At 40.5% G+C, this 10,393-nt stretch carries 12 protein-coding genes and 1 pseudogene; 9 read left to right on the top strand and 4 right to left on the bottom strand.

What is annotated here, in order from left to right; all coding sequences use genetic code 11:
- The 8 genes and pseudogenes from J6I68_RS08360 to J6I68_RS08330 form a co-directional block, all read left to right on the top strand.
- Nucleotides 1-610: pseudogene (locus tag J6I68_RS08360) on the top strand (hypothetical protein); the annotation flags it as partial.
- Between the two features lie 14 nt (nt 611-624).
- Nucleotides 625-1,344 carry a hypothetical protein gene (locus J6I68_RS08355; RefSeq protein WP_292219513.1) on the top strand — a complete coding sequence of 240 codons (720 nt, stop codon included), beginning with the start codon at nt 625-627 and terminating at the stop codon, nt 1,342-1,344.
- A 919-nt stretch (nt 1,345-2,263) separates the two neighbouring features.
- Nucleotides 2,264-2,698: a hypothetical protein gene (locus J6I68_RS08350; protein WP_292219510.1), complete on the top strand. Its 435-nt coding sequence runs from the start codon at nt 2,264-2,266 to the stop codon at nt 2,696-2,698.
- A gap of 202 nt (nt 2,699-2,900) precedes the next feature.
- Nucleotides 2,901-3,101 (top strand): hypothetical protein, encoded by a 201-nt coding sequence (locus J6I68_RS08345; RefSeq protein ID WP_292219508.1) that lies wholly within the window; start codon nt 2,901-2,903, stop codon nt 3,099-3,101.
- Nucleotides 3,102-3,170: 69 nt separating this feature from the next.
- Entirely contained in the window at nt 3,171-3,365 is a 195-nt protein-coding gene (locus J6I68_RS17420; protein WP_442861724.1) for a Lar family restriction alleviation protein, read from the top strand.
- A gap of 15 nt (nt 3,366-3,380) precedes the next feature.
- Nucleotides 3,381-3,701, top strand: coding sequence for a hypothetical protein (locus J6I68_RS08340; protein ID WP_292219507.1), 321 nt, complete (start codon nt 3,381-3,383; stop codon nt 3,699-3,701).
- Nucleotides 3,698-3,991, top strand: a complete 294-nt coding sequence (locus J6I68_RS08335) for a hypothetical protein (protein ID WP_292219505.1) — start codon at nt 3,698-3,700, stop codon at nt 3,989-3,991. Before J6I68_RS08340 ends, J6I68_RS08335 begins: the two co-directional genes overlap by 4 nt.
- A gap of 114 nt (nt 3,992-4,105) precedes the next feature.
- Nucleotides 4,106-6,436: a DEAD/DEAH box helicase gene (locus tag J6I68_RS08330; RefSeq protein WP_292219504.1), complete on the top strand. Its 2,331-nt coding sequence runs from the start codon at nt 4,106-4,108 to the stop codon at nt 6,434-6,436.
- Nucleotides 6,437-6,560: 124 nt separating this feature from the next.
- On the opposite strand, the gene J6I68_RS08325 is transcribed toward J6I68_RS08330, so the two are convergent.
- The 3 genes from J6I68_RS08325 to J6I68_RS08315 are packed head-to-tail and all read right to left on the bottom strand — an operon-like array spanning nt 6,561 to nt 9,620.
- Nucleotides 6,561-6,749, bottom strand: a complete 189-nt coding sequence (locus J6I68_RS08325; RefSeq protein WP_292219501.1) for a hypothetical protein — start codon at nt 6,747-6,749, stop codon at nt 6,561-6,563.
- Nucleotides 6,750-6,754: 5 nt separating this feature from the next.
- Nucleotides 6,755-7,822 (bottom strand): restriction endonuclease subunit S, encoded by a 1,068-nt coding sequence (locus tag J6I68_RS08320; RefSeq protein ID WP_292219498.1) that lies wholly within the window; start codon nt 7,820-7,822, stop codon nt 6,755-6,757.
- Entirely contained in the window at nt 7,815-9,620 is a 1,806-nt protein-coding gene (locus tag J6I68_RS08315) for an HsdM family class I SAM-dependent methyltransferase (protein WP_292219495.1), read from the bottom strand. The genes J6I68_RS08320 and J6I68_RS08315 overlap by 8 nt, the downstream gene beginning before the upstream one ends.
- Before the next feature lie 250 nt (nt 9,621-9,870).
- Between J6I68_RS08315 and J6I68_RS08310 the strand changes: the two genes are divergently transcribed.
- Entirely contained in the window at nt 9,871-10,065 is a 195-nt protein-coding gene (locus J6I68_RS08310) for a hypothetical protein (RefSeq protein ID WP_292219492.1), read from the top strand.
- 118 nt (nt 10,066-10,183) lie between these two features.
- Here J6I68_RS08310 and J6I68_RS08305 read toward each other — a convergent pair.
- Nucleotides 10,184-10,393: hypothetical protein (locus tag J6I68_RS08305; protein WP_292219490.1), on the bottom strand; the 210-nt coding region annotated here is incomplete at its 5' end.

Raw genomic sequence — 10,393 nt, 5'->3', positions numbered from 1 at the left:
CGGGCATGAAATATCCGTAGAAGCAGAGATAGTAGATAAAGACAACGATATCGGATACGCAACATCCGTCGAATATCTCGTGTCATCATTTACTGAAGAGGCCAAAACACTTACGCTTAGCGATATTAAAGCCTATACAGAAGGCTATGCAGACGATAAGACCGTAGCCAGACTTATTCCTGTTCCAGAGATGATGATGTATATGCCAAAAGAAACAGAGCAGGAAGCCGAAGACTTTATGGCTCAGAAGCTTGAGCTTATCCTGCACATGTTTAAACATATCAACACAATCCTCTCCCTTAACAACAACAGGACACAAAAGCCAAAGAAGGCCAGTGGCAGGGTAAAGGCCAGTTATCAGCCGTCCGCCTTATCCGGCGAGGACAAAAGGACAGAGCATGTCATAAACGGGATCACCATACTCTCGGAAGTAAAGCCAAAAGCCCACACTATGGAGAGCATCAGAAGATACAAATGCGCAACATGGTCTGTAAGGGCCCACCAGAGAACATATAAAAACGGCAAGGTCGTTTATATAAAAGAGCAGCAGCGGCAGCGCCACAACATGAATGCGACAAAGCCAAATGCAAGAAAAATGATCTTTACGTGATAAGGAGAAAACAAATGTCAAACAAAATAATCGTATTAAAAGACGGATATATACCCGACAAAAGCATCTTTTCGGAAAAAGGGAAGACTTTGATACTTACAACAGAAAAAGAAACCGTTCCTGTCGCAGTGCTCGGTTTTATAAAAGGCGACTTCGAGATGATCTACGCAGGGGCAGGTTCGGAAGCAGAGTACGCTTTTAGGCTCGGGGCCATCCACGCCCTGGATAAAACTGCAAGGCTTTTCACAAATGATAAGGTCTTATCCGGTCTATTTGATGAAAAGACGGCAAGATCGGCAAGGCCGTCAAAGCCAAGGGCCGATAAGATGGCTCCCATGCAGGATGATGAAGACCTTATAAAAGCTCCCGCGCCAAAGAAGGATAAAACATCCGAAGATACCCCGAAGGCAAAAGAGTCTGTACAGAAGAAGACAGCAAAGCAGGCAGGAGAGCCCGCTCCAAAAAAACCAGTGGCAAAGCTAAAACCTTCTTTTGAGGCTTCCATGAATCCGCCAAAGGCTGCGGAGCTATCAAAGATAAGCAAAAAGGACGTGGAAACACTCCTTAAGAAGAATGGCTATGATACAAAGTATGCAGATACAGTAGTAAGCGCCCTGAAGGATGCCACTCCTGTAACAGCAGACCTTCTTGTTAGGACAAGGTTATCACTACTTGAACCGGATAAGGATATCTGTTTCAATATCGGCGAGCTGATAAAGAAGAACTTCTGCTGATAAAAGCCAAACAAAAAGTCCCCAGGTCGGGGACTTTTTCTATATACCAAAACACCCCCGCAGGGGCTTGCCTGCGAAGGTGGTCTGGCGTAATCATGAAACCAAAATGAAAGGAGGTATTATCCCTTTTGTATCGCCAAGGTGGTAATTAGGAGGTTTACCGTCGTAGCGCCGCTTGGAGGAGCGGAGATATAAAGGCGGAACGGATGGACTTGAACCATCAGTTTCGGTTATTTATCCGTTTAAAGCTACTTGCATGTTCTTCATCTGCCGTCGCAGTTCAAGCTCATGGTTTTGCTTTTCTGTCCCATCAGTGCTCCTCCGTCGAGGACGCATCATCTGCTTGGGCCAGTGTCTTATTACCCGACACCCACGCCATGTGGGCGGCTTTACATTTGCCTACATTCCACACAGGGAAGATATGAAGACTCGAACTTCATAAGAGATCCACGGCTCATCACCCTTTCTTATCTCCCTGTCTTTGATTAGAATATGGGATATCCTGTTTTCAAGTTCATTTTCTGTACAGCGATTTTTAACATCTTTATTCCCGGAGCAAAAAATCTTCATATTTTTCGATTTTAGCCTCTGTTTTTTCACAGACGAGGATTTTATCGCCAAAATGTTTTTCGGGGCGATTTGGCGGCAAATTCTGATGCGTTTTTGGAATCTGTTTCGCTTTCATAATATGTCTACGCCATTTTTAGTCACCTGTGCATATCCCACATCCAAGGATATCTTCCGGGGTTCTTTCTTCTCCTACAGGGAATACCCCGTATCCAGAAGTGTATAAAAAGGGAATGTTTTTGTTCCCCTGCGAATAATCCATATTTAAGACATAACAATTAACTGAAAGGGAGCATAAAAGAATATGCCTCCCTTTTTCTTTGCGCGCCTAATGCGCAGAAAGGTGGGAATTATGACACAGACAAATGCAGCAAGAAGTTTCGAGAAAGAACTTGAGGCAGTATACGCCCTCATCGACACAAAGACACTTAAAAACTTCCTTTACAACAATGCAGAGGAGATCGTAGGGGTAAATCGCGGTCAGGAAACAACCCTTGCAATGGAGATAGGGGAAGTAGCAAAGATGGCTCACAGGGCATACATCGCAGACGGAGTAAACTACTACCGTTCATTCTCAGCATTTAATTCTGTTGAGGGTGACAGCCAGGAGCGCTCTGAGCGGATGTATGAAAGAGCTGCTAAAAAGCTTCTTTTCATCAATGCGGTATGCAGGAGCTATACAGGTGAGTCTTTCCTTAAAAGAAGGATTGATAAATCTGATATAGATGACTGCAAGGAACTTGTTGACGTGTTTGAGTTCTGCGTAAGGAACTATGCAGAGATCTAAAGAGGGGCATATGCTGATCGTTCTGGCTTGGATGGCAATAGATGTATACGCATACATATTGGCATCAATCAATAGAATGTTCTAAAAGATAAGGGGCGGGTAACCGCTCTTTTCTTTACAAAAAACCTATACAGAAACCGAACAAACCCACAGTTTATCCCATATTTTAAATATAATACAGGAGTTACCCAGGAGGATCAAAATGAACAGAAGGATAAGGTTGAAGAAGGCAAAGCAAAAGCTATGTACACCGACAAAATACATCGCCACTGGTGGCTTCTTGACCCCTTACGCATGTCCGAACTGCAGAGCTCTATACAGCTACAAAGCGGCGCATGAAATAGATACCTGCCACGACTGCGGGCAAAAGCTTATATGGTGGGACACTGATCCCCGAAGATAACCAGGGCTGTTTACAATTCGCCAGATAGGGAGACCAAAATGACAAACGGAGAAACATTAAGAATGAGTGATGAAAAAAACATTGAAACCATGCCCGTTCTGCGGTGGTGATGCACGATATGAACAGGATCTACGGCTCATGAATGCACCCGAGAAATTTCCTAAATGGTTTATAATTTGCAAGCAATGTGCAGTAAGAACACCAACAGCCACAATTCCGCAAGTGCAATCAATCTGGAATAACCGAGCCAAGGTTATTCCTTGAGAGGTGTTATAAGTTATGACAAGAGAAGAAAAGATAGCCATTTTGAAAGACATTATTGATGGAGAGATAATCAATCCACAGGTTAGAAAGGATGTCGGAGAATGGGCAATTAATATACTAGAGCAAGAGCCAACAGAAAAGATGCACTCTAAAACTTGTGGAACGTGTAGACATTTTAGAAAACATCGGAACAAGAGAAATATCGAAATATGCAAAGAGCTATATGGGGAGAACACAACATGTGGATATTGCACTTATTGGGAAGATTCTTATGAAGTAGCGTTACCAACTACTGAAAATGATTATTGTTCACATCATAGAGGGTTAGAGGAATGACAAGAGATCAATTTATATATGCCTTAACAGCTTGTGGTTGTCTGTTAAAAGATGGCAAGACCTGGTATGAACATAATGAACTTATCAAGTGTTTTGAAGATTTAGGGTTATTTGAGCAAGAGCCTGTCCTTGACAAGATAAGAGCCGAGATTGAAGCCAAGTACGGACATTGCGATATATGCGAGTATTTTGAGGATTATGACTACGAGGAAAACGATATTTCAGAGTACAGACCGATAGGAAATACAGCTGATATATTGCAGATTCTTGACAAGTACAAGGTAGTTTGAGCCACAAGAAAATGAGGAATAGATATGGCGGATATAGAGATAGAAGAAACTAAGATGTATTTGGCAGTAAATGATGTGCTGCAAAACTACAAAAAGAACGGATGGTTGTAAAATATGGAAATTAACCAGACCACTAATGCCAGAGTAGACTATATATCCTCTGTACAGACACTTGCAGATGAGGCGCTTTCAAAATGGGACCTGGCAGTTTTTGAAAATCCAACAAATATAGGGAAAAAGGAACTCGTAAAGCATCTTGTACAGAAACATGGCAGGACGCTCTTTGTTTCGCAGTCTTATGACATAAACAGACAGTGGAATGACACTCCGGATATCTTAAAGGACATGGTTTTTGTCACCTACACGCAGTTTTCCGGAATAAATCCTGACGATATCTGTGATTTCTGTGCCCCGTACAACCTTATCATCTTCGATGAAGCACATCATACCGGGGCAAGGGGATATCTCCCTAATATCGAGAGAATAATAGGCGTTAAAGACAGAACGGCAAAGATATTTGGGATAACCACCCATACAAAGAGATATTCAGATGATGCTGAAGATGTTGCCTACTCGGTCTTTGACGGGCATAAGATAAATGGCATATCTTTCGAGGATGCCATAAAAAAGGAGCTTCTTCCCCAGTTTGACTATATCTCTGCTCTGTACAGCCTTCCAAAGGACATAGACGACCTCATTGCATCATCAAGTCTTGCAAGAGGTATCATATCGGATTCAAGGCTTGTGCAGGTAAACGAAGAAGGCATTAAGGAGATCATTAAAAAGCATATACCAGACGGCGACAGGAAGGTTGTCTATTTTGTCCCTACCATCGAGGACAGTGAAGACGCCGAAAAACTGGCAAAGGAGATGGGATATGGCAAGGTTTATGCCATCAACTATACAAAACCCGATAAGGAGAACAGGGATGCTCTGAAAGCTTATAACGAAGCTGACGAGGCAAGCCTTGTCTGCATATCAAAATTCAATGAAGGAGCTATCCCTGAAGGTACAAACACGGTTGTCATCCTCAGAAGAACGACCACAATCAACATATTTGAGCGCCAGGTTCTTACAGCTCTCTGGTCTGCAAAAGGCCGCCCTGTGGTGTATGATTTTGTTTCAAACATCGACAGCCTTATATACAGCAGGAAGGGCACTGATGATACGGGGCGCCATTACTATGCCGAGCGTGTAAAGTCCCTTTGCAGCCAGTCAATAGTTGTTGACTATGCAAGGCAGTGGATCTCCGTATTTAACAAGATAAGGTCATTAAACAAGAGTGGCTGGACTTCCTTCCAGGATGAACAGCTGCGACAGTATTATCCAAAATACGGCAATGAAATATACAGATATATCAAGGGCCACAGCCTAAAAGAGTGCATTGCAAGGGCAGAGCTCCTTGGTATTGAGTATATTGACCCCAAAACATTAGAGGCTAAAGAGAAAAAGGAAGAAAAGAAGGCTCGTCCTTACATCTTTTCCTTGGAAAAAGTAAGCGATGAAGACCTTGCGGGGATATCCCCAAAGCTTGTATCAAGGATATGCAAGGCATACATGCACACTCTGGATACCGGAAAGTCTCCCTCAGAGCTCACAGAAAAGATAAATGCCGGGGACAGGGATATTGCGGATTCCGTATTAAGGCTTACAGATATCTGTATTGAGCAGACCCGCATCACAGACAAAGAACATGAGGACGAGATCACAAAAAGGCAGGGTGTTTTTAAGTCATATCTTGAAAGCTACATCGCCTCATACGGCAAAAAATCGTCAAACACCGTCATCCTCGGTGGCAAGGCGCTTACAGGGAATGTAACTCAGAAGGAACTTTCCCGTCATATCCAGAATGCAAGGCTTGAAAAGAAAAAAGACAGCATGGTCCTTCTTGGTGATCACTACATGGATAAAAAGAAGGCTGTGGCAGGGTTTTTTGGCGAAACTCCTTTGGAACACACCCTTCATAAGACTTACGCAAGGTTTCTGTTAAGCGGATATGACTCTAAAAAGGTGGTTGTTACTCCATTTTTAAAGGAATTTTCACTTAAAGACGTGGAGGAAAAGATCTCAGCACTTAGGGAAAGCAAAAACCCCTGGTCAAAAGAAGATATAAACTTTATAAGGACCTGCGGGAATAATCCGGAAAAGCTCTACAAGTCTCTTCTTATCACTCATTCTGACCTTGATATTCTTAAAATGGCAGAGGAAGTTGGAAATGAAGGCTTTCTAAAATTCTGTACAAGAAGGGAAAAGACCTTTGAGGAAAGCTACGCCGCCTTTTTATCTGACTATAAAAAGCAGGAAGACGAGGCAAATGCCAAGAAAGAAAAAGCTCTCGCTCAACAGAAAAGGGAAGAAGAGAGAAGAAGAAAAAAAGATGCCGACAGGCAGCGGATGAAGACTTTAAGGCCTACGGTCATGGTGATCTCAAAGCGTAAAAAGTAACAGATTTAGACATTACAAAAAACCATGCATAATATCAGTATAAATAGCAATGCAATATCATTAAGTTAAGCCTGTAAATAACGAAACCCCCTTCATCGTAAAGATGTTGGGGGTATTTTTTCTGCTATTTCTTTATCAATTTCGCTGTCTTTTTCACAGGAGCAACATTATTCAGATATTCTTCAAGAGCAAGTTCAACAATAACAGTCTTCGGAATATGACTCCATTCTGAATATTCATCAAGTCTTGTTCCTAAATCCTTACGGATTCTGAATGACCTTGCTTCTGCATCTTTTGTCTTCGGTCTTGCCATATTACTCACACTCCAATCTGCAAATCAGATATAATCTGCTCTGACTTATCCATTATTCTTCGCATATAGTCTTCCATATACTGCCAATCAGGTTCGCCTACTGATGTGATGGGAAGACGAATTATTTGCTCCTTAACTTTATCCCAAGTGCATTTATCGTCCCACCCAAAGTATTGTTTTACGCATCTTTGAATAACGCAAGACATATACTGTAAGACAAGTTCCGATGTAATATCATACTTACATTTCACTAAATATGAATCCCATAATACGCCTGTTCTTTGAGGCTGTGCATACACATCGCCTGCGGCAATTGCTCCGTTACTCACAATATCAATAGTCATTTCAGCAGATTCCCAATCATCAGGACGACCATAAAACTGAATACCATTATTAAAATGCTTTGCATTTGTGAGTGGTAACGAAAATTCATCCGTTTGTTCTTCAGAGCAATCAATAGCCTTATTAAAATCCTTTTTCAAGCACTTCAGAGTAAGTTTATCAAACAAATCACCAACTCTGAACTCACCCCATCCACTCACATCAATCAGATGCTTTGTGTCATCGGCTTTTTTTAGATTCTCAAGGCTTTTTTCAGATTCTTCCATTACAGCCTTCATATAAGATTCCATATAGTCCCAATCAGGCTTACCATCTGATGTGGCAGGAAGCCAAATAGATTCCGCCTTCAGAACTTTTTGTGTACACATCTCATTAAAGCCATATTTATCAAAGAACATAGTTCTGATTGTAGATGCTAAAAATGTTCCAGTATAAATATTTAAAGGCATCTTTGGCAATAGCACATTGACATGACCATGAGCAGTTACAAAGAAATCTTCTTCCTGATAATAAGCATTACCAAACATGTCAACCGTCAATGAGCCTTTATCATATAATGTGCTTGGACTGTGTTTAGATATTCTTTGTAGCATACCGTTATTAGAATTACTTGGCGTTATTAGCGGAATATCGCCATCTTCCACTTTTTTGACTTGCAAATCGCCTTTAGGTAAAGACATATCAAATAATTTAGTAATGTCAAATTTACCCCATTCACTTACATCAATCATTTGAACCACCGCCGATCTTGATATTAACGCCAGTATTATCAGATGTAACTTCACTACCATACAAAGCAGCATTAAGCAGTTTCTCACCGAACTCTTTAGTATCAATGCCGTTCTTAAAACAGATATAATCCATAGCAGTCTTCTTGAAATCTTTCTCTGAAATTTCAAAAGGTTTTTCAGGCATCTGATATGACAGATGTTCATTCGGATTTATCCACTGTGTTGTGTTATGCTTGGGATCACGAAGTTTACCGATACTGTCAATCCAATAATCTTCGATAGCCTTCCACTTATGTTTGATATCCTGTCTGCCCTCATTCTTGACAGTTTCAAGGCCATCATCTTCGATATAGCATCCAAAGATTTCCTGTCCATTCTGAGGCTGTCCTGTCTTGAATACGAAGATAGAAGTAGTAACACCTACGCCAAAGAATAAGGGCTCGGGCAGTTTGATAATCTTCGTGAGTGTGTGATTTTCAAGAATACGCTTAATCTGTGTTTTAGATGCTTTTTCCAACTTCTTATCAGGTAAGATAAATGCACAATCTGTTCCTGCCTTAACAGAATCAAGAACATTCTCAACAATGGTCATGCAACCATATTTGTTTTCGTAAGGCGGGTTCATTAGAACCTTTGTAATGGGTTTTGACTTAATCCATTCACACGCTGAATCAGTTCTCATATCATTCTGGTCAAGATTGGTCTTACCGTCTTTGTGAATCAGCATATTTGCACAGGCAAGAGCATAGATTTCTTTGTCGAACTCAATGCCGAACAGATGACCTTTACGGATTTCTTTTGACTTGTTAGTATCATAGCCACCTGCTTCACGCATCATATTAGACATACCCTTAACAAGAAATGCACCTGAACCACAAGTGAAATCTCCAAGATAATCATTCTGTGTGACACCAATGAGACGATACATAAATGATGTGATATGTTCAGGTGTAAAGACCTGTCCAGCTTCAGATTTCTTTTTATATCTGTTGAACTCATTGAAAAAGATACCCATTACATCTTCACCGCGCCATTCGTTAGAATTGACGCAATCAGATATAGTACAGACATCATCAATAAAATCATTGATAGCCTTCTGATTTTCGGTATAGTTCATCTCAATCTTCTGATAAACGTCTTCCAAAATATGCAACTTCATATTCTGCTGTTTGCTATCTTCCAAAGATTTATTGATAGTGCTTAAAATCTGACCGTGAAGCATTGAAAAATCTCTATCTTTCAGACTTTCAAGCCTTGCTCCATATCTTTGAGCAACCAATGCACAAGCTGTGAAAATCATACGATGATACAGGTTCTTAACACCGAAATTCACATGAAGATTGTTGTTGATGCTACGAGTAACATCATAAATCTTCTGTGTCGGGATTCCCTGCTCATTCACCAAATCAATATAAAATTTCTTGGGCTGAATTTCATTCGGAATATCAATGGGTTCATTATTAAAGAACCCTGCAGACTTATATCCGTTGTGAAGAATGCCAACGACTTTCTTATACCCTGCATTCATAAGAATCTGACAGTTTTTCTTAATTTCATCGACAATCTTTTTAGTGCCAATATCCTCATTACTATTTTTGGTTTCAAGCAGAATAGCTACTGCATTTTTGTTATCAGGAATATACCATCCATCAGGTTTATCCGATACACCCTTGATGCCTAACTGATTAAAGGTGGTAATCTGCCCTGTTCCCTGCTGAATACCTTTTTCCTTTTCATTAAAGCCAAGAGCGAACTTATCGGCATCTCTGACTTCATCTTCGGTTAAAAACTGCGCCATATAATCAAAATCCTTTCATACAAAATTAAGCAGATACTATCTCCCTCTTATAATATATCGGGGAAAATATGAATAATGCAATACAAAAACATAAATAAATTATTTTATATTATTAAGTATTGCATAAGTGCGCCGAAGCAGCAGGAGAATTTAAGGATAAAAACTTTTTATCCCATCTTCGGATTAGGCATATCCGTGTCCCACATAGTTAGTGAAAGGCAAGATAATCGCTTCTATGGAGGGACATGATATGCAGTTTAAGTTAGACAAGGCGCTTAAAGAACTTGAAAGATTTAATGAGATGACAAAGGAATACACAAGTAACCACTGGACGGAAGATGACTGGAACGAGCTAAACGAAGCCTGCGTCGATATGTATGTAGCAGTTTACGAGCTGATCGAGTGCATACAGAACTTGCAGGAATATATGCTTAAGAACCTGTAAACAAAGATACTATTAACCAAAATCTTGCCTTTCATTAAAAAATCTAAAGAGGAGAAGTATATGAGCGAGAAGATGATGTTTTTGTTTACAACAGACGAGCTATCAAGGATCACGGATTTCACGCGAAAAGATAATCTTTCTTTAAATCTTCATAAAAACATGGTAAATTTCCTGTACAGAAAACATTTACTTCCCTGAAAAAACCTATATTCATATTAGGAGAACAAAAGGAGGCACTTATGATAGCACAGTTTGATGAAAACAGGAAAAAGAAGACAGAAAGCATTCCTGCCGAGGCAGCAAGAATTGAAAAGGAAGCTTCAGAGCT

The sequence above is a fragment of the Butyrivibrio sp. genome, from assembly GCF_017940685.1.
Taxonomy (GTDB): domain Bacteria; phylum Bacillota; class Clostridia; order Lachnospirales; family Lachnospiraceae; genus Butyrivibrio.
The sequence above is the reverse complement of the archived record's forward strand: the minus strand, read 5'-3'. Positions and strand labels throughout refer to the sequence as shown.